The sequence below is a fragment of the Weissella fangxianensis genome, assembly GCF_024718545.1.
Lineage (GTDB): Bacteria > Bacillota > Bacilli > Lactobacillales > Lactobacillaceae > Weissella > Weissella fangxianensis.
Genome location: NZ_JAMXDB010000031.1, coordinates 1 through 19,949, shown reverse-complemented (window position 1 = coordinate 19,949; position 19,949 = coordinate 1). Strand labels below are relative to the sequence as shown.

The 19,949-nt window shown below is 38.5% G+C and carries 20 protein-coding genes and 3 pseudogenes; 10 read left to right on the top strand and 13 right to left on the bottom strand.

Annotation, left to right across the window (positions count from 1 at the left end; all coding sequences use genetic code 11):
- Positions 1-226: integrase core domain-containing protein (locus tag NGR58_RS07870; RefSeq protein ID WP_258089010.1), on the top strand; the 226-nt coding region annotated here is incomplete at its 5' end.
- A gap of 670 nt (positions 227-896) precedes the next feature.
- Here the strand turns inward: NGR58_RS07870 and NGR58_RS07865 are convergent.
- The 7 genes and pseudogenes from NGR58_RS07865 to NGR58_RS07835 form a co-directional block, all read right to left on the bottom strand.
- Positions 897-3,104: an alpha-galactosidase gene (locus NGR58_RS07865; protein ID WP_258089009.1), complete on the bottom strand. Its 2,208-nt coding sequence runs from the start codon at positions 3,102-3,104 to the stop codon at positions 897-899.
- Between the two features lie 20 nt (positions 3,105-3,124).
- Entirely contained in the window at positions 3,125-5,077 is a 1,953-nt protein-coding gene (locus NGR58_RS07860; RefSeq protein WP_258089008.1) for a glycoside-pentoside-hexuronide (GPH):cation symporter, read from the bottom strand.
- 229 nt (positions 5,078-5,306) lie between these two features.
- The gene (locus NGR58_RS07855) at positions 5,307-6,323 is read right to left on the bottom strand and encodes a LacI family DNA-binding transcriptional regulator (RefSeq protein ID WP_131474219.1); all 1,017 of its coding nucleotides are present in this window, start codon (positions 6,321-6,323) and stop codon (positions 5,307-5,309) included.
- Between the two features lie 330 nt (positions 6,324-6,653).
- Positions 6,654-7,778 (bottom strand): N-methyl-L-tryptophan oxidase, encoded by a 1,125-nt coding sequence (gene solA, locus NGR58_RS07850; protein WP_131474217.1) that lies wholly within the window; start codon positions 7,776-7,778, stop codon positions 6,654-6,656.
- A 344-nt stretch (positions 7,779-8,122) separates the two neighbouring features.
- Positions 8,123-8,215, bottom strand: coding sequence for a putative holin-like toxin (locus NGR58_RS07845; RefSeq protein ID WP_219843350.1), 93 nt, complete (start codon positions 8,213-8,215; stop codon positions 8,123-8,125).
- 92 nt (positions 8,216-8,307) lie between these two features.
- A pseudogene (locus NGR58_RS07840) lies at positions 8,308-8,766 on the bottom strand (IS3-like element IS1163 family transposase); the annotation flags it as partial.
- Positions 8,767-8,820: 54 nt separating this feature from the next.
- Positions 8,821-9,405: pseudogene (locus NGR58_RS07835) on the bottom strand (transposase); the annotation flags it as partial.
- Between the two features lie 83 nt (positions 9,406-9,488).
- Here NGR58_RS07835 and NGR58_RS07830 point away from each other — a divergent pair.
- The 8 genes from NGR58_RS07830 to NGR58_RS07795 all read left to right on the top strand — a co-directional run bounded on the left by NGR58_RS07830 (position 9,489) and on the right by NGR58_RS07795 (position 14,816).
- Positions 9,489-9,707, top strand: coding sequence for a transposase (locus tag NGR58_RS07830; protein WP_258089006.1), 219 nt, complete (start codon positions 9,489-9,491; stop codon positions 9,705-9,707).
- A complete protein-coding gene (locus tag NGR58_RS07825; protein ID WP_427916909.1) occupies positions 9,655-10,638 on the top strand; it encodes an IS3 family transposase in 984 nt (327 codons plus the stop codon). Before NGR58_RS07830 ends, NGR58_RS07825 begins: the two co-directional genes overlap by 53 nt.
- A 472-nt stretch (positions 10,639-11,110) precedes the next feature.
- Complete coding sequence (locus tag NGR58_RS07820; RefSeq protein WP_258089005.1) at positions 11,111-11,368, top strand: transposase; 258 nt, start codon at positions 11,111-11,113, stop codon at positions 11,366-11,368.
- Entirely contained in the window at positions 11,335-11,871 is a 537-nt protein-coding gene (locus NGR58_RS07815) for an IS3 family transposase (RefSeq protein ID WP_258089004.1), read from the top strand. Before NGR58_RS07820 ends, NGR58_RS07815 begins: the two co-directional genes overlap by 34 nt.
- A 363-nt stretch (positions 11,872-12,234) precedes the next feature.
- Positions 12,235-13,293, top strand: coding sequence for a baeRF6 domain-containing protein (locus NGR58_RS07810; protein WP_258089003.1), 1,059 nt, complete (start codon positions 12,235-12,237; stop codon positions 13,291-13,293).
- Positions 13,294-13,408: 115 nt separating this feature from the next.
- Complete coding sequence (locus tag NGR58_RS07805; protein ID WP_258089002.1) at positions 13,409-13,741, top strand: hypothetical protein; 333 nt, start codon at positions 13,409-13,411, stop codon at positions 13,739-13,741.
- A gap of 29 nt (positions 13,742-13,770) precedes the next feature.
- Positions 13,771-14,022, top strand: a complete 252-nt coding sequence (locus NGR58_RS07800) for a transposase (protein ID WP_258089001.1) — start codon at positions 13,771-13,773, stop codon at positions 14,020-14,022.
- A gap of 5 nt (positions 14,023-14,027) precedes the next feature.
- Positions 14,028-14,816, top strand: a complete 789-nt coding sequence (locus NGR58_RS07795) for an IS3 family transposase (RefSeq protein ID WP_345791607.1) — start codon at positions 14,028-14,030, stop codon at positions 14,814-14,816.
- A gap of 203 nt (positions 14,817-15,019) precedes the next feature.
- Here NGR58_RS07795 and NGR58_RS07790 read toward each other — a convergent pair whose 3' ends face one another.
- The 4 genes from NGR58_RS07790 to NGR58_RS07780 all read right to left on the bottom strand — a co-directional run bounded on the left by NGR58_RS07790 (position 15,020) and on the right by NGR58_RS07780 (position 17,087).
- Positions 15,020-15,334 carry a hypothetical protein gene (locus tag NGR58_RS07790; RefSeq protein WP_075269754.1) on the bottom strand — a complete coding sequence of 105 codons (315 nt, stop codon included), beginning with the start codon at positions 15,332-15,334 and terminating at the stop codon, positions 15,020-15,022.
- Between the two features lie 18 nt (positions 15,335-15,352).
- A complete protein-coding gene (locus tag NGR58_RS07785; RefSeq protein WP_258089000.1) occupies positions 15,353-15,499 on the bottom strand; it encodes a hypothetical protein in 147 nt (48 codons plus the stop codon).
- 17 nt (positions 15,500-15,516) lie between these two features.
- Positions 15,517-15,807, bottom strand: a complete 291-nt coding sequence (locus tag NGR58_RS10295; protein WP_083603446.1) for a lanthionine synthetase LanC family protein — start codon at positions 15,805-15,807, stop codon at positions 15,517-15,519.
- A gap of 689 nt (positions 15,808-16,496) precedes the next feature.
- Complete coding sequence (locus NGR58_RS07780; protein ID WP_258088999.1) at positions 16,497-17,087, bottom strand: recombinase family protein; 591 nt, start codon at positions 17,085-17,087, stop codon at positions 16,497-16,499.
- 462 nt (positions 17,088-17,549) lie between these two features.
- Here NGR58_RS07780 and NGR58_RS07775 point away from each other — a divergent pair, with 462 nt between their 5' ends.
- Complete coding sequence (locus tag NGR58_RS07775; RefSeq protein WP_115471599.1) at positions 17,550-17,639, top strand: putative holin-like toxin; 90 nt, start codon at positions 17,550-17,552, stop codon at positions 17,637-17,639.
- 334 nt (positions 17,640-17,973) lie between these two features.
- On the opposite strand, the gene NGR58_RS07770 is transcribed toward NGR58_RS07775, so the two are convergent.
- Complete coding sequence (locus tag NGR58_RS07770) at positions 17,974-19,542, bottom strand: ClC family H(+)/Cl(-) exchange transporter (protein WP_258088998.1); 1,569 nt, start codon at positions 19,540-19,542, stop codon at positions 17,974-17,976.
- A 175-nt stretch (positions 19,543-19,717) separates the two neighbouring features.
- Positions 19,718-19,945 (bottom strand): annotated as a pseudogene (locus tag NGR58_RS07765) (IS3 family transposase); the annotation flags it as partial.
- Between the last annotated feature and the right edge of the window lie 4 nt (positions 19,946-19,949).

The following is a 19,949-nucleotide window of genomic DNA, read 5'->3' as shown; positions in this document are numbered from 1 at the left end:
GTACACCAGCAACGAAGTTGAAACTTTACTTGAACGGCATCAGATTAGCCACTCATACTCAAAACAAGGTTATCCTTATGATAATGGGCCAATTGAAGCTTTTCACTCATTGTTGAAGAGAGAGTTTACCTTTCAAACAACTTTTTCCAATTTTGAGGACTTGGTAATCCGAACCTCAAATTACATCAGTTGGTTTAATTCCGACAGAATTAGAACGAGTGTTTAGAAAAATATGTGCCATTTATTGACATAGGAGCAGTACTAAATAGTGATTTTTTAATCATCGTCTCTCCTGCTGGAAAAAGTTCACATATAAAATTGGGGATTGCTGCGGCCTCCAAGAAACCCATATATGTATTTGATTCTAATAATGAAACTGGAAATTTCACAAAAACAGGTACCTTCTATATTTTTAAGAAATGTAACTAAATTTGATGGAGATATTGCTAGTTTTATTCAATTAATTTTAGATAATGAACTATAATACACAATAAATAAGAATTTTGAATCTTACTTAATTAATCCAATACTCTCTATGAAAAGAAGCTATCACAAATATCTAGCAGAAATAATCCAAAATAGTGAATGGTTTGTTAATTGGTATACTTTGTGAAATTTCCAAGGATTAATGATTTATGATTTGTGAACAAGCAAAATCGACTAAAAATTAGTTTGTTAATTTGACTTAGTGAGCAAACCTTGAACAAAACCCACCAAGTCAACAACTAACTATATGTAAACAAAAAGCACCCTGCTATTAACACGGTGCCTGGGCTACTTCAACGATGGATGTATAAAATAGTTTTAAACTACCCTACTCGTCAAAGTTGAGGGTGGTTTTTAATTTGTCTTACTTCCCTATGATTCAAGCCGATATTAAATATTTTGTAACAAAATTATTCTTCAACTATTCTGAATCGATAAATTTTCGAAGCAAAGTCTTCAAACGATACTTCTTCATAGAAACCAGTAGTCATTAGTTCATCACCACCAATAATCTGACCAGTCTCAATATTTTGATACTCCTTATTTGGAATCAACTCCGTTAATTTTAAGACATGATACGCTGGTTGTGCTTCTGATAAAATCTTAAAGGAGAATACCACAACATCTTGCTGATTTTCACTGACGAACATCCAAGCAGCAAAATTAGTTTCTTCCGGGTTAATTAACCGACTAAACTTACCATACTGGATAATTGGCCGAATCTCTTTATAAAATGCAATTTGCTCTTTAACTGCTTGCTTCTCATCTTCAGTCATCTGGGTTAGATCCAATTCATAACCAAACACGCCACTCATTGCAACCGCACCACGAGTTTTTAATGAAGTAAATCGACCAGTTTGCTGATTTGGTGATACAGAAACGTGTGACGTCATTGATGAAATTGGATAAGCTAATGATGTGCCATACTGAATCTGCATTCTAGCAACAGCATCAGTATTATCACTTGTCCATGATTGTGGCATGTAATATAGCATACCAGTATCAAAACGACCACCACCACCAGAGCAACCTTCCCATAGAATGTCTGGATACTCGGTTGTCAATTCCTCTAATAGCTCATAAAATCCCAGTACATATCGATGCATGACTTCACCTTGTTGATCAGCAGGTAAGTCATTCGAATAGATATCCGATAGATTTCGATTCATATCCCACTTAATGTAATCAATTGGGCAATTGTCTAATACTTGTTTCATTTGTTGATGGATATTTTCACGAACTTCCTTCCGACCCATATCCAAAACAAATTGACTACGTGCTGGACTTGGCTCACGATTAGGGACACGCAACATATATTCTGGATGTTGCCGATACAGGTCTGAATCTATTGAAATCATTTCAGGTTCAAACCAGATACCAAACTTCAATCCTTGCTGATGGATGTAGTCTGAAAAATGTTGTAGGCCTTTAGGAAACTTTTGTTGGTATACATGCCAATCGCCCAAAGATGAATCATCATTATCACGATGACCAAACCAACCATCATCTAAGACAAACATTTCTAATCCCAGATCTTTGGCATCATCTACAAGTGGTTGTAGTCGTGCCTCATCAAAATCCATAAATGTGGCTTCCCAATTATTAACGACAATTGGTCGCAAAGCTTTCTGATGCTTTCCTCGAGCCACCCTATTTTGTAGCAAATCAGCCAATGCTTGGCTCATGCCATTAAGACCCTTATTAGAGTAAGTCATGATAACTTCTGGTGCTTGGAAACTGTCATTTGGCACCAGTAACCAGTCAAACTGATCATCATTAATTCCCATACTAATACGATATGTGCCAAATGGATCCTTGCTAACTTCTTCTTTATGATTTCCCGAGTAGACCAAACTTAACCCAATGGCACTACCTTCTTGTTCAGTTGTTTGACAATCCACTAGCGCAATAAAGTTATTCATGTGATGGCTCGTTGTCCCACGACGACTTTGGAACACTTTTGTTCCAAAACTAATATCTTGCCGATCAACGTGACGTTCATTCACATGCGCACCAGGTAGTGAAATAACCTGCTTATCGCCAGCTGGTAAATCAATTGCCATTGAAGCAATTTTTTCTAAATGGACGGTTTCGGTACCTCCATTAATCACTTGAACAGAACGCGTGACCACTGGACGATTACGGTAAATTGTATAGCTCAGTGCTAACTTTAGCTGACTAACCTTATCAACCAACTCAATCACAAGTGTCTGAGCTTCATCTTTAGTTTGTGTATAGGCAGCTGGTAACCCATTGAGTTTTGGCTTACCATTTATAATTGTATGTTTATCATAAGAAAACATCGCTGAACGACTACCATCACTCTGGCGAACAATCATTGCTGGTTCACGATAATCACCATCTCCGGCTGAACTATATTCACGCAGAATAGTATCTAGTGAATATGTCCGATCATCCGAACCGGGTAAATTGCCCGAAAAGCCTCGGTCTAACCGTGGATTTTTTAGCTGCCCATGATAGTGATTAATTCGCTGACCATAATAGAGATGTGCTAAAACACCTCCATCTTCAATTCCTAGAACATAAGAAATTTGATCATTATGCAAGTGAAACGTTTGTTGTTTGTCATCAAATGTTATTAAGTCTGCTTTACTCATCCACTTTCCCCTTGAATAAACTAGTCTTTTCTTTTACGAAACTGCAAGACAACTTGCGAGTTGGCTTCTACATCGGTATTTGCTGGTTGCATCTGTTCAAAGTCTGTAAATTCCGTTTGATTTGTAACAACCACAGCCACCGTATCATCTAAACCAGCTTGCTTAATTGCTGGATCCCAGAATTCGATCAACTTCGTGCCCTGCTTGATTTTCTGTCCTTCAATCACATAAGACACGAATCCGTCACCACGCATGTCAACCGTTCCAAACCCAATATGGATTAATATAGCGACGCCGTCTTTAGTAACTAAACCAATCGCATGCTTCGTTGGAAAGACTCGTTTCACAGTTGCGTCAAAAGGTGCATAAACCTTACCATCAAGTGGCTTAATTGCGAATCCTTGACCAACCTGACCGCCAGCAAATGTTTTGTCTGATACTGTCTTCAAATCAACCACCGTTCCCATAATTGGTGACATCATAGCAATTACTTGACCATTGCCCGTCGTTGCTGAATTATCTTCAGCAGAAACTGTCTTTCCCCATGTTTTAGCTAGTTCTTCAACAATTGCTGCATGTCTTGTTTCCGTTAGTGTTGACTTACGCCAAAAGATAACAAAAGCAATGATAAGTAGTAATGCTGGTACGGCAAACATCATAATTTTGAATTTCAACTGGCCAGCCGCTGTAATTGAAGCTGCTGTTGCACCGGTCGTCATGCCGGCAATAACAGCAACTTGTCCAACAATTCCGTTTGACAAAGCACCACCTAATTTATCTAGCAGTGGACGAATTGACAAAGTTAATGACTCATCACGATGGCCTAGTTTCAATTGACCATATTCTACCGAGTCAGAAATAATCATTAATACAACCAAGAAAATAACTGCTTGGGGTACTTGGAACATTTCAGCAGCAACCATAACCATGAAAAAGTTTTGACCTGCTAATACAAAAATTAGTAAGCCAGCTAACATAATCCCAATACAAGCGGCAAAGACACGGCGACGATTGAATTTATCAACTAACTTAGGAAAGATTGAAACGGATACTAAACTAATGACAATATTTACTCCCTGGAAAACAGAGAACAAAGTAGACTTTCCCAAAATAAATGTGAAGTAATAAAGAACTAGCGAATTCTCAATATTGATTCCAATCACATAAATACCATAAGTCAGAGCAATCCACATCAACTGGTCATTTTTAGCTAGTGAAGAAAAAATTTGCTTAAATCCAATTGTATCTGAGTCATTTTTACGCAAATCCGATTGGACTTCTTTCGTACCTAAACCAACGACCCAAGAAGTGGCAATACCAACTAATGCCACAACAAGTCCAAAAATAAACCAACCACGAGAATCTCCAGTACCATTAGCTGGATTAACAGAGAAATATAGTACCAGTGGCATCACGACAACACCAACTAACCCACCACCAAGTGTTGATCCAATTCTGGCAAAAGATGAGGTACGTTCTCTTTCTTTAGAACTGAATGACAACGCTGGAATCATTGACCAAAAGGCAACGTCTTTAAAAGAATAAAAAATATCCATTGTGATATATAAAATAGCAAATAGAAGCAAATAAATAATTGGATGCGACTGATTCAATCCACCTAAATCAGTAAATAGTACCAGCAATGTAATTGAGGTTAATGTACCACCAATAACAACCCATGGTTTAAATTGCCCGAATCGTGTTTTAGTACGATCGATCCAGTTTCCAATAAATGGATCAATTACGAGTTCCACAATTCTTAACATAGCAATAATTGCTGTGATATACATAATCATCCGGTTGTCATGTACCTTGTCACCTGAATTAAATAAATGCGTAGTAACAAACATGATAAAGTACGTCGAAATCGTACCATAAAAAACGTCATTCCCGAATGCACCAAAAGCATAGGACGTTCGAGATATCATTTTCTTAAAGGCACTCTGTTGCTCTTGCCCACTAATATTTTGCATAATGTTCCCTCCACGAACAAACGAACGAAATTAAAACAGCAAGCTAAACTTGTTTACTTGTTTACCAAACTGTAAGACCATTGTAACCGCTTACTTTGTTGTTTGCAAGTGTGATTTGCTTATTAATTTAAAATAAAAAACAGCTAATACGAAAATATTAGCTGTTTTCCAATTATTTTAAATGCATTGATGGCATATTAACATTTACTTGTTTACTATCGCCCGTCCTCTAGATACTTTCCCTGATTTCTAGCGTTGAATTGACAGTTACCTGTACTGCTGCCATTCTATCGCCAACAATTTTATCTCGAACTAAATTGATTGCCACCTTACCTAATTCTCGAGTATTCGGCCGAACAGTCGTCAACGATGGAAATAAATACTGCGACATATCAATATCGTCAAAACTGACAACAGCAATATCTTCTGGAATTTTGTAACCTTTTTCTTGAATAATTCGGTATACACCAACGGCCTGCAAATCATTTCCAGTTACTATTGCTGTTGGCTTCTTTTCGCTAAGAAATATTTTCTTTGTTGCAACAATAGCATCTTCTGTCCCCCAGCCTACAATTTGTAGGCTAATTTGTTCTAGTAGATTGTTGATTTTCATCCACTCGACGTAAGCTTTTTGGCGCTCATCAACAACATCAATTTCCGCCAAACCTGTTTGAGTCATTAATTTTTTATTACCACCAATAAAAGCAATATTCTGATGACCACGTTCATGAAGCAGATCTAAAATAAATTTTGTACGTCTTCCAAAGTCATTATGCACGACATCATAATTTTCGAAGTCACGATAATCATCAATTATCACAATATTTTGATTATACTGGTATATTTTTTCAAGTAAGTCCTCTGTTAAAACTCCCACAACAAGTACGGCACCATATATCGAAAGTCGTTCCCACTGAATGTCATCACTAGTTGGTAATCTAATTTCATTAGCAATCTTCATTCCCCATAAATTCGCCTGTTGTGTCAATCCCAACTTAATTTGCTGAAAATATGAATCATTCAGTTCCTGTTCAAATGAAACTGCACTCACCAATGCTAAATGTAATTTTTCTGAATTATCCCTCACAGCTACGTTTGATAATTTATACTGTAATTTATTAGCAATCTGCCAAACACGTTTTTCAGTTGCTTCAGAAACAGAAAATGAAGTGTCTTGACTTAAAATTCTCGACACAGTTGCCTTAGAAACTCCTGCTAATTTAGCAATTTCCTGAATATTCGCCATTTTTCTCCCCAATTCATTATTATTAAAGCATCAGTTGAATTTATACATTCACCATCTTCAAGCTTTGTTGTTTTCTCTTATTTAAAAAATTTCATTAAAATTAGTAAATCTTATAATCATTTGTGCTTCAAAATACATAAGTTATCTTAAGTTGTCTTATATCGGTGAAGTAACTACCGGCGAACGTTTCTATTTTAATGGATCAAAAGATTCTTAAGGTACATTAGCAGCGCAAACGATTGTTGACAAACATCGGACAATGAAAGTTCCTACAGAACTCGATACCATTCAGAGGCATCCGTGCCCAAGGAAATTTACCGGCAAAGCCAACTATTCAAAGCGATTCAGCTTAAATGCTGATAAATCAGTCGTAATTTCTTCTTGGTTGGCCTTTTGGGCGGCCAACTCACCAAGAGCACTGACAAACTTAAAACCATGTCCGCTTAAGCCGGTCACAATTTGCACATTTGGTTGATTCGGTAATTGGTCAATAATAAAATCGCCATCTGGTGATTGATCATATGTGCAGGAGGCTCCGTGGTTCAGTGGTCCAACCCCTTTTAGATAGCGTTGCAACAGAGGCAGCACTTCTTCTTTATCTGAAGAGTAGTCGCCATAAGGGGTTCCTTGTGAGCGTTGGTTGATTGGCTGACCACCAGTATGCTGACCAATTTTGATTGTATCGTCCTTGCCCGGAAAACCATAATAAGTCTGTTTGTCGTCAATTTCGATGGCAAAGGCGGGAAAACCCTCATCCTCATTCAACCGTTTATCAGCCACATCAAACCAAGCAAAAACCTTACGAATCGGTTGCACTGGTACCGTTGGCAAAAGCTCCTTCACCCATGTACCAGCCGATACTAAAACATTTTTTACCTGGTAGACCTGTTGAGCAGTTCTAATCACAACAATATCATCTTGAAAGTCAATCGATTGAACAGCGCTATCGAATTTTTGCTCAACACCGATTTCCTTCGCTAAATCCAAGTATGCTTGAATCGCTATTTCAGAATTTAAATAACCAGCTTTCTCTTCAAGGACGCCAACATAGTCATTGCTAAAACTAAAGTTCCTCCAGCGTTGACTAATTTCCTCACCCGTTAATTTTTCATACGGTAATTGGTACCTTTGCGCACTTCTTTCTACATTTTCGATAAAATCAGTCCCTTGCCGACCAACGTTTAATAAAGAAATCTGATGGAAGATGTCACGGTGAGTTTTCTGTTGTAATTCATCCCATAATTTTTGTGCACGCAAGAGCATTGGCAAATATTTTCCACCCTCACCGTAAGCATGGCGAATCAACCGTGTCTGTCCATGGTGAGATCCTTGCGTATGCGGCGGCACTGCTACATCCAGTTCCAAGACTTTCAAACCTTTTTGACTAGCATAATAACCAGCAGCCGATCCGACTGAACCAGTCCCAATAATTGCAAAATCATATATCTCCGTCATCTTCCGCACCTCAAGCCATTTTCAATTAATTTCGGTCATTATAGCAGAAATGGCACCGGTGAACAAATAAAAGTTTTCCATCAATTCACAGTGTTCGGTTAATTCTTGCAATTTACGTTTCATATACTTTTTTATTTTTTAAATTGATTTTACAATTTTTCACACCGTTTGGCATGGATCAGTAACTTTTAACCTGAGAAAGTGAAAAAGTCATGTTATAATTTACTTGTAAACAAAAAGCCTCGTGCTACCAACACGAGGCCTGGGCTACTTCAACGGTGGCTGTTAAATTTGAATTTAAAACCGCCTTATTCGTCAAAGCAAAGGGCGGTTTTTTGTTTGTCTTACTTCTTGTTGTGATTGTCGATATACGTCAACAATGCCAACAAAAAGCTCCCGAACAATATCATTAAAGATATTGCATCGTGAACAGACATGTTCAGCTAATCATTCTTTCGTTAGATTTTGAAGTCTACGAACACTTGTTCATAGGCACCTGCTCCTATGTCAATAAATGGCACATATTTTTCTAAACACTCGTTCTAATTCTGTCGGAATTAAACCAACTGATGTAATTTGAGGTTCGGATTACCAAGTCCTCAAAATTGGAAAAAGTTGTTTGAAAGGCAAACTCTCTCTTCAACAATGAGTGAAAAGCTTCAATTGGCCCATTATCATAAGGATAACCTTGTTTTGAGTATGAGTGGCTAATCTGATGCCGTTCAAGTAAAGTTTCAACTTCGTTGCTGGTGTACTGTGAACCCATGTCAGAGTGAAAATATTGTGGCTTTTGATGACATTCAAGCGCCTGATTAATCGTTTCTACAACTAATGTCGCCTCCATCTGACGACCAATCTTGAAAGCAAGGACTTGATGAACCTTTGGTTCGTAAATAGAACTGAGATAAACCCAGGTTCCTGGACGTAATTCCAAATAAGTAATGTCAGCACGCCATATCCTTGCATTGGGCTGGTGCTTGATTAAATGGTTCAAAGTCAAATGGTACTGATGACCGGTAAAATTTAATATTTTGAACCTTGCTTAGGCAGCTGACTTCACATTGTTGAAATCAGCTGCCTTTTGCTTATAGTTCATTGAGTAGAAACTATTCTTGAATGAGATAAGAATACGTAGACGGAAGTTTTTGAAACTACGGAAGCCGTATGCCGTGCGCTTAATTGCTTTGATTTTATTGTTTGAACCTTCAATTGGCCCATTTGAGAATCCATAGATAAAGCTGCTTATTATTTCGTCGAAGTGCTTGCGGATAGTGCGACGAGCCTTCTTCATTGCCTTTGGCAATGAGCGGTATTGGGCATCATTTTTTGTGGGGTATAGAACAGACTTGAGTTCAGTTTCATCACGATTTTCGATGGCGTAAAGAATCCCTTGGTAGAAAGCGTATGCGTCACGCAGTTCATCAGAGAGCGCCAGTAGGCGGTCGATAACTTCTTTATCAGTTAAATAGGCATGCTTAAAATTGATTCGATTTTTGCGGGTCGTGTAATCAAGTGCAGTTTCGTGTTTCATAAGTAGTTTCCAGAACCGCTTTAGTTGGCGATACTCTTTGCTGTCTGACCCGAATTGCTGCATAACGCTGATTCGAACCTTGTTGAGTTCACGGTATGTGGGCCTAGAATAAAAAGTGTACAAGTTAAATAGAGACTCTGATTTAGTATAATTAAGGAAGTAAATTGGAGGATCAAATAATGACGAAGCACAGTTATGACAAGGAATTTAAGGAACAGGCCGTTCAGTATTACTTAGATAACAAGGATCACATGACCATGAATGAAATAAGTAAGAATCTAGGTGTTGGGGCTAGTACATTACATAAATGGATTAAGCTGTTTACTGAGACTGGGGAGTTTGGCCGTGGCTCTGGTAATTTTGCCAGCGATAAGGACAAGGAGCGATCGAAGTGTTAAAAAAATCAATCGGGATTCTGAGCAAGTAACTACCGAAAAGGTATACCAAGAAATGGACGCTCAGCACGCTTTGGAATCCCACCCTTCCATCAATGGTATGTGTGATTATGTTGGAATCTCAAGAAGTGGTTACTATCAACGAGAAAAGCGTCATAATCACCAATCACCGCGAAAGCTTCGGAAGAAGTTTATTCAAGGTGAAATTAAAGCAATTTGGCTCAAAAGCCTTTGTATTTACGGTGCCGGCAAAATCACCCAAGAACTTCGCTCAAAAGGATATAAGATCGCTGAACGAACTGTTGGTAAGTATATGCGTGAACTTGGCATTCACGCCGTTTACCTAACCCCTTGGACGACTACCACTCGCAATTCTAAGTTTGATAAACAGCTAATAAATATTTTAGACGAGCAGTTCAATCCATTGCGACCAAACGCCGTTTGGTGCATTGACACCACTTATATTCCAGTTCATGACGGATTCGTTTATTTAACCAGTATTATGGACTTGTACTCCCGACGGATCATTGGTTGGGACTTATCTGAAACCTTGGAGGTATCCAATGTCATCCCACTTATTGAAAAGACTAAGCACAGTCGCCATATTAGCAAGCCATTAATCATGCACAGTGATCGTGGTAGTCAGTTTACGTCTGAAGCTTACAATCAAGTTACAGCTAACATGACATTAAGCTATTCAAAGAAAGCTTATCCTTGGGATAATGCCTGCATTGAGTCGTTTCATGCCTTGATTAAGCGTGAATGGATAAATCGGTTTAAAATCCATTCATACTCCGAAGCTAAACGACTAGTTTTTCAGTACATTGAAACGTTTTACAACACAGTTAGAATTCACAGTCACTGTGGATTCAAATCACCAAAGCAACTTGAAGATGAGTATCAAACTCAAATTCAAAATTTAGTCGTGGCATAGGACAAAAAAGTCTCTATTTAAATTGTCTATTTTATTAACAGGGGACCAAAACTACCAAACTTATTAACCATTTTTTATTTCTCCTATATTAAATGTTTTTTCAAAATAAAAACGCCTATAAAAGACGTTTTGAGTAGTAATATTTATTTCCATAAATCCTTTGGCAAATTATGCGAATCGACATAAGTAAACTTCATTGACAATGGTCGATTGTCATCATATTTTGTAAACGTAATAGCGTTAATCCCTAAAGCATCAAGTGTATCTATTGTGAGCAGTTCACGGTCCTTTAGCTGAAAAATATTTTTTAAAACCCATTTTCCAAAAATGAATTGAGAATTCAAACTTTGAATAGCTTTCCCGTTGTCTTGATTTATGAACATTTGCATTCTGGATGTAAGCTGATTCCTGAGACAACTTTTAAGAGAGCGTATAATGAATAAATCGCCTCTCAAAAGGAAGGAATTTTTACATGCCAACTCGTTACGACAAAGAATTCAAACAAAACATCATCAACCTATATAAACAAGTCGAATCAGCCGCCCAACTGGCCAGAGAATATGGCATTGGCTATTCAACCGTTCATAAGTTGATCCAGGGCCAAGCCAAAACTCAATCCGGTAAATCGCCAGACGAAATTAAAGCGATGGAAAAGCGGCTTCGGCTTCCAAAACCAAGGTTGAACAGCGTCTCAACTTGCTTAAGCAGGATTTCTCGACCACTGGTTTAAATCAAAAATGGACCGCTGATATGACCTATATTCAAACGAAGCGTAATGGCTGGTGTTACTTATCAACCATCATGGATCTGCACTCAAGACGAATTATCGGCTATTCATTCTCAAAAAAGATGGCTACTGATTTAGTCTTAAAGACCCTGGAAAGCGCGGTTAAAAATCGAACCATTACTGGGGACCTGATTATCCACACAGACTTAGGATCACAGTACACCAGCGATGATTACAACCAACGGTTAACAGAACTACATATCCGCCACTCTTACAGCCGTAAGGGGTGTCCATACGATAATGCATCAATGGAATCTTTTCATGCTTCCCTCAAAAAGGAATGTGTTTATCCAGTGCCGGTCTTTGAGAATTATGAAACTGCCGCTGCTGTCCTTTTTGAATATGTGCATGCTTTCTACAATAGGAAGAGAATTCATAGTTCACTGGGCTACCAGACCCCCTTACAAGTTGAAATCGCAACGCTTACGAGCCAAATGGCCGCCTGATTTAATGCTTTCCATGGTTCAAATAAGTTATTAATCACGATTAATGATTTATTTGAGCTGTGGAAGGTAAACGCGGTTCTGAATGTCTCTTAAAATCTGTCTCAAATATTGACTTCAATCCAACCTATGAAAAGTTTGATAACTTAAACGAAGAACTTACAGACGTCATTGACCAAGTACTGATAATTTGTAGTCAATACGACATTGACCCCACATCCTAGCGAGCGGAAGCTAAATAAACGTTTCGAATTAAATCAAGGTGCTTAATGGAAAGTTGCTACGGTAGGCATCAGACTCATTTGACCCTCCCTACTCACTTTTTTGTTATAATAAAGTTATACAAACGAAGGGAGCGTGACATAAATGACAAAACTAATTACACTGAAAAACTTGCCGAAGGCACTGACTCCGAATGAAGATGTACTCACCTTGAGTATTAATTTAAATAAATTAAAATACCAACAAGATGAGCGTCTGCACTTAAAGAGTGCGCTTACAGAAATTAAAAAATATTCTATGGAACACCCTGAATTAAACTATAAAGAGCTTGAACGTCAGGTAGACAACTTGATTGGTCAGAACCTACCATACCAAGGGATAACCTTATTCATTCAAGGTAATACTTTAGAGTTGTTCGTTTTACCACGGACAACTGTTGACGAAGTAAAGTTAACAATTAGCAAATCTCCCGACTTACTATCTATTTTACGTGAGCAACCAAACAAGATGTATTACTTGTTAGCGTTAGAGGGAACATCATTCAGACTATTCAAAATTGTTGATAAAACAGTTGCACCCGTGAAATTAGATGCAGACGCCCCAACCGACCTAGTGGAAACATTAGGATCAGAAAGACGTGGTGGTGAACTTAACTTTATTGGTCAAGGTGGTTCAACAACTTTCCATGGCCACAATGAAACAAGCAAGGAAAAACAGATTGATTTAGAGCGTTACTACCGCGAAATCAATAAGTATCTGGTTGAAACTATTGACTTAACTGTTCCAATCGTCTTAATGGGATTACCTAAAAATCTGGCATTATTCAAACGAATTTCAGAAAAGCTGTCTCTATCTGAAATTCAAATTAGCAAATCCCCAACGGACTTAACAAATGCCCAAATTGAAAAGACCACTAGCAACGAAATCAGTGAACAAGAGGTTGAAACAATCACTGACGATGTTGCTGCCATTAATAACAAGCGGGTATTAACTGACACAGCTGAAATTGACCAAGCAATTGATACAAACCAACTAAACAAGCTGATTGTTAACGTTGGTAACCTATCCAATAGCGTCGATGACCACCTATACAATGACATCAACCGAATTATCTCTCGTGCCTTAAAGATTAACAGTCAGGTGGTTGTTCTTAAACAAGAAGAACCACAATCACCAGCCTTATTGGAAGCAACAACTTATTAATCGAAAAGCTCACAGAGCACGCCTAAACGGGGCTGTTCTGCGAGCTTTTTGATGATTTGCGAAAACCACCAAAAAATAATAAACTAAGGGTCTATTATTTTTTGGAGAGTCGATAATGAAAAAGCTGATATTTTCAATCTGGGCAATTGCCCTGTTAATCATCGCAGTTACCCTAACTGTACTCGCAAGTAAAACAAATTCCGACACTCAGTCTAACCAACAATTAGCACCCCAAACTCAAACCAAGCTAATCAATATCGCAGATAAAGCATTAACAAAACGCGAGGCAAAGCAAACTCGAATCGTCTATGTTGGCGAAGTAGTCAGACATCACCAGAAGTTCTATTTACTTGCTGGGATCAAACGCCAGACTGGTAAACGTGTCCCAACAAAACCTGGATGTAAGCTGATTCCTGAGACAACTTTTAAGAGAGCGTATAATGAATAAATCGTCTCTCAAAAGGAAGGAATTTTTACATGCCAACTCGTTACGACAAAGAATTCAAACAAAACATCATCAACCTATATAAACAAGTCGAATCAGCCGACCAACTGGCCAGAGAATATGGTATTGGCTTTTCAACCGTTCATAAGTGGATCCAGGGCCAAGCCAAAACTCAATCCGGTAAATCGCCAGACGAAATTAAAGCGATGGAAAAGCGGCTGGCTTCCCTGTCTGAGGAGAACGAAATCCTAAAAAAAGCCCTGGGCTTCCTTGCGCAGAAGTAACCAATATTTTTGATTACATTCACCAAGAAAGCCATCACCACCAGGTAACTAAGATGTGCCGAATCCTCGGTGTTTCCAGAGCTCAGTATTATCGTTATCGATCCCCAAAGCCTTCAAAACGCCGGGCCGAAGATGCGGACTTGAAACAACGGATTCTGCGGATCTTTGCGGAATTCAAGCAGCGATACGGCGTTATGAAGATCCACCATGAATTGAATCTGGAACTTCAACCACTGCAGCGTCGGTGCAGCCCAAGACGGATTTCCCGGCTCATGAAGGAACTGGATATCCACTCCGTTACCGTCAATAAATGGAAAGCGGCTTCGGCTTCCAAAACCAAGGTTGAACAGGGTCTCAACTTGCTTAAGCAGGATTTCTCGACCACTGGTTTAAATCAAAAATGGACCGCTGATATGACCTATATTCAAACGAAGCGTAATGGCTGGTGTTACTTATCAACCATCATGGATCTGCACTCAAGACGAATTATCGGCTATTCATTCTCAAAAAAGATGGCTACTGATTTAGTCTTAAAGACCCTGGAAAGCGCGGTTAAAAATAGAACCATTACTGGGGACCTGATTATCCACACAGACTTAGGATCACAGTACACCAGCGATGATTACAACCACCGGTTAACAGAACTACATATCCGCCACTCTTACAGCCGTAAGGGGTGTCCATACGATAATGCATCAATGGAATCTTTTCATGCTTCCCTCAAAAAGGAATGTGTTTATCCAGTGCCGGTATTTGAGAATTATGAAACTGCCGCTGCCGTCCCTTTTGAATAGGTGCATGCTTTCTACAATAGGAAGAGAATTCATAGTTCACTGGGCTACCAGACCCCCTTACAAGTTGAAATCGCAACGCTTACGAGCCAAATGGCCGCCTGATTTCATGCTTTCCATGGTTCAAATAAGTTATTAATCACGATTAATGATTTATTTGAGCTGTGGAAGTTAAACGCGGTTCTGAATGTCTCTTAAAACCTGTCTCAAATATTGACTTCAATCCAAAAATTTGCATTTTCCCATTGCAACCACGTTTTATACACAGACTGCCCCCAAAGCAGGCAACCCAATCCGATACAGACAGATAGAATCATGACAGAAAGTCTTGAAAAATTAAAGCTTCTTTGCAAACCCCAAATTATTAATGTAGGGACACCGCTTGTTGCCACCAAGATACTAAGACTAGTGATTCCCTGAACCAATAATCCGTATTTTAATTTTGGAAATTTCTTGGATGTTTTTTTCAAATACCAGTTAATATTTTGAAAAATCATGTACTTTTCTTGTTTTGCTTGCATCCTCAACCCTCCTTGATTTTAGCTGACTAATAGGATCCGTTCCCAATCAAGGCGCTGCTTACTCTGTAATGACATTAAAGTCAAAACAATCCCACCTGAACCGTTTAACAAACCAATATCGTTAAAATAACCAGGTGTATCATATCTCTTTCCTCGGAAAACCATATCGTATTCCATAAATACTAGTTTTTTTCAAAATCAGCTACAGATAGTAACCTCGCCAAAATTCTTTGTTTAATTAATCCAATCTCTCTTAATCCGGTATCTCGCTCCATTGCATTTAAAATTAAGAGAAGTCCGGAGATTCCGTGACAAATTGTGGGTGATTTTAGTTGAAGGTCATCAAAATCTAACGATTTTAAACTTAAAAAATAATTCACAGCCGTTTCCATTAGCAGCTGATTATTTTGAAGTTTGGCACCTTCAAAAACTGCACGAGCAATTCCAGGATTTCCATATACGTTGCAAAATATAAGATAATGCCTAGCTTAAAGATCTTCCGAAAATAAAAGCAGCCATTAATTAGAGAGTACCCCGGTTTTAAGAACGAACCATCAATTTTCTCACAAGTTAAGTCCCAACCCGCAAGTACTAGTGGAAACAATATAAAGTGTAGCCATACAGGGCCATAAGGCAGTGCGGGAGACGAGTTGAACAAATAGTGCCCGACATATATTAGATAGCCAATCCAAACCAAAAATTCAGCAATGGCAGCTTTAATCCAAAACTTGCCTGTCATTGCCGCTCCTATATGGGTTAAGCAATAAACATGCCAATTATAGTAAACTCTAAAAAAGCGTCTTTTAAGCTCAATCATTTTGTATTATATCGCCCTTCTACAAACTTTTTCTTTCTTTATCAGCCACCATCATCAATGTTTGGGCTTATCTAACTGTCATATTCTCTAACTGTCGCTTACCTTTTCTTAACTCCACAATAGTTTGTCATGGCATCTTTCAATCCATAGATTCTGCGGCGTTCTCAATTCGATAAGCACTCACCTTATCTTTATCATCAATTAGCTTAGCGATAATATCAGTATCAATTAACAATTTGATTTACCTGATTTTTATTTCATGATAGATTAGTTGGGATCTTAGGTGGTCGTGTTGATAGTAGTGGGAAAAATAAGCAGGGATTATATTTGTAACATCTACCTTTATTAGCTTTTTCGTTTGATCCCGTATTTTTTGCGATATCGAATAAAGGTAGTTCGTTTAATGCCCGTATTTCTGGCCACATCAATGTCACTCATACCGGTTTGATAAAGATTAAATGCATGTTGCAAATGAGGATCATCTTCAACGTATTGAGGCTTGCGACCATGATATTTACCTTGCTGTTTGGCCAGGGAAATCCCTTGTTGCTGACGCTCAATAATTCGCTTACGTTCACTTTCAGCCTGGTACTTATACAGTTCAATAATGAGGTTGGTCATGAGTTGACGTAAATTGGGGTCAGCAATCCCCGTCATGGACGGCAAATTTAACACATCTAGGGTGGCCCCCTTATTTTGAATGGTGTTCATAATCTTAGTTAAGTCCTGATTATTTCTACCTAAGCGATCTAATTCAGTGACCAAGACCACATCACCTTCCCGAATATAGGCCAACATATTCTGAAGCTCCGGCCGTTTGGTGTTGGCTCCACTTAATTTATCCGTAAATAATTTATCGACGTCTTTTAAAGCCGCTAACTGTCGATCTAAATGTTGCTCCTTGGAACTCACGCGCGCATAACCGATTTTAGCCACTTTTAGCTCTCCTTTTGGACAGTTCTAATGAACATTTGTAATTCCTAGTATATCACAGAAATAAAAAAGGCCATTAGGGTATACCCTAGTGGCCTTTAAGCTTAGTGCGAATTATTAATTGAATTTATCGTTTCCCTGTATTTACCATCAAATGTTTTTTCATCTGAAAACAAGGTTTCTCGTGAATATCCTAGTTGTCTTAATTTTTTTTGGATTGAATCTTTAACTTATCACGGAAACACGAGTTACATCACGGTATTTATAGTCCTGTTGTTTTCGTTAATAGCTTGGCTATTTATGGCTCGAAGATTAAAGAAAGCTGATTATGCATAGACATTATTCTATCCCCATTTCCCTGTATAATAGATTAAGCAAGAAGCTTTAATGGCAATGTTTGTCTTTTCCCTTGCGAGGTGAGGTTCATGGGAACATGGAATAATCTTCAGGAAGGCTTCACAGTCAATGAGCGTCTTTCAGACACTCTCGTTGATGTTGCTGTTTGGCACGTTTTTAATCGCACTGCTCCGCTATATCGACAAGCACCACAAATGAAAAAGCCGCCCCACATAACTTTGACCGGTTATGGAGCGAACTAGTGTTGTTTTAATATCTGCCACCGTCTTTAACGGCTCTACACGGGAAGTCCTGTTCACGTGGGACTTCCTTTTTCTTTTTTATTATAGCATGACTATGAAAAATTGGGTAGCAAGGCATTTGCAGCTTATTATTTATCTTTGTATTTTTCAAAAATAGGTTCAACTAATTCTTTTTCAGCGTTTTTCGTACTTCGCCGTATTTGTATATAGTTTCCCAATATGTTTATGTCTGGCAACGGCCCCACTTAATCTAATATTTATTATTATGATAGACCAATTTGCCTATTAACTTAGTCTCGGTGTTTTTTTTCTAAAGTTGCTAATAATGCATCAATCCGTTGTTTAACTCGGGTTCGTTGGGTTGTATCAGTTAACAGTACTAACGTATCACCTTCATGAATCAAGGTGTCACCATGTGGAATCACTTCTTGTTCACCACGCCGGATTCCAATGAGCAGTGCTTCTTTAGGCCATGGCATGTCTCGGACCATTTTGCCGTTTAAGGGACTGCCAAAGAAAACCGGTATTTCCAAATGATCAGGTCGATGAAGTTGCTGAACAGTTTTAGGAATTGTCATCTGCTTAAGCAATGCTTCATAGATTGGTGCACCGCCTAATAAATCAACAACAAGGTAAGCAGTTAACGATATGACTGCTAATGGCATTAAATGTGTTAAATTGCCAACCATTTCTGTTACCAGCAAGATAGCTGTGAAGGGAGCTTTTCCAATTCCAGCAAAGTAACCGGCCATGGAAAAAATGATTAGGTTCATGATATAGACATGCGATAATAATCCTAATTGATTCATTAAGACGCCATAAACCGCACCAATCACAGCACCTAAAGAAAGAATCGGCAAAAAAATACCGCCAGGTAATCCGGAACCATATGAAATCATTGAAAAGACGAATCGTATAATAAAAATTGCAATTAGTACAAACAAAGGTGGAACATACTGGCCAAATCCAACAATTAATCCATTACCACCACCGAGTAAATTTGGCGAAAAGTAACCAACTAAGATTACCAGCAGAAATGGTACGATACCTTGTATTGGGCGTGGCAAATGTGTCAGTTGATGATACCACCGAGGCATAACTAACAAGACCCGTTGATATAAGTAACCAAACAATCCCAAAACAATGCCGAGTAAAATTAAGTGCCAATAATTTGATACTGGTAAACTACGTGAATAATTTAAATGTAACACGGGAACAAGTCCGAAAACATTCAGTGAGATAAAATTTGAACCAATTGCTCCGGCTAATGCTGTTAACCAAACCAGCGGTGAAAAATTATGGTAAATCTCTTCTAAGACAAATAGAGTTCCAGCAATGGGAGCATTAAACGCCGCTGCTAATCCAGCAGCGGCGCCTGATGCAATTAGCAGTCGGCGATCAGTTCCTGATAACTTAAACCCAGCAGCGAAACCTTGACCAACTGACGCACCTAATTGAATCGACGGTCCTTCTCGTCCGAGAAATAATCCAGGTCCCAATGCCAGAATACCACCGATAAATTTTCGCCAAAGAATTGACCACCAGTGCATTTCCAATTCGCCAGCCAATTGACCTTCAACTTGCGGAATTCCGGAACCAGAGATATAAGGTTCTCTCTTGAGAAGTCGAGCCACAATTAATGCTAAACCAAGGTTGATGCCGATCAACAATGCCCATTCCCACCAAACAAACGGCGCGATTCGTAAGTACCTATATACCAATCGACTATAGTGCAGCCCTATCTCAATACAATAACGAAATAAGCTAACAACGGTGCCACTCATTAAACCCACAAGCAGGCCGAATAAAACAAATCGCAAACGAGTAACGTCAAATTTTTCTTTTACAAGCTGTATCAAATAACTAATCCTCCTTTATAACCAATATTATATAATTTAGTGCTTAATTAAACTAGGCAATATCTCGATGAAATCTAGTAGTTATTTTTCACAGAGAAAGGGTGTCATACTGCTAAGATGTTTTAGTAGTTTACATGACGAGCTGCTCCTATGTCAATAAATGGCACATATTTTTTTAAACACTCGTTCTAATTCTGTCGGAATTAAACCAACTGATGTAATTTGAGGTTCGGATTACCAACTCCTCAAAATTGGAAAAAGTTGTTTGAAAGGCAAACTTTCTCTTCAACAATGAGTGAAAAGCTTCAATTGGCCCATTATCATAAGGATAACCTTGTTTTGAGTATGAGTGGCTAATCTGATGCCGTTCAAGTAAAGTTTCAACTTCGTTGCTGGTGTACTGTTAA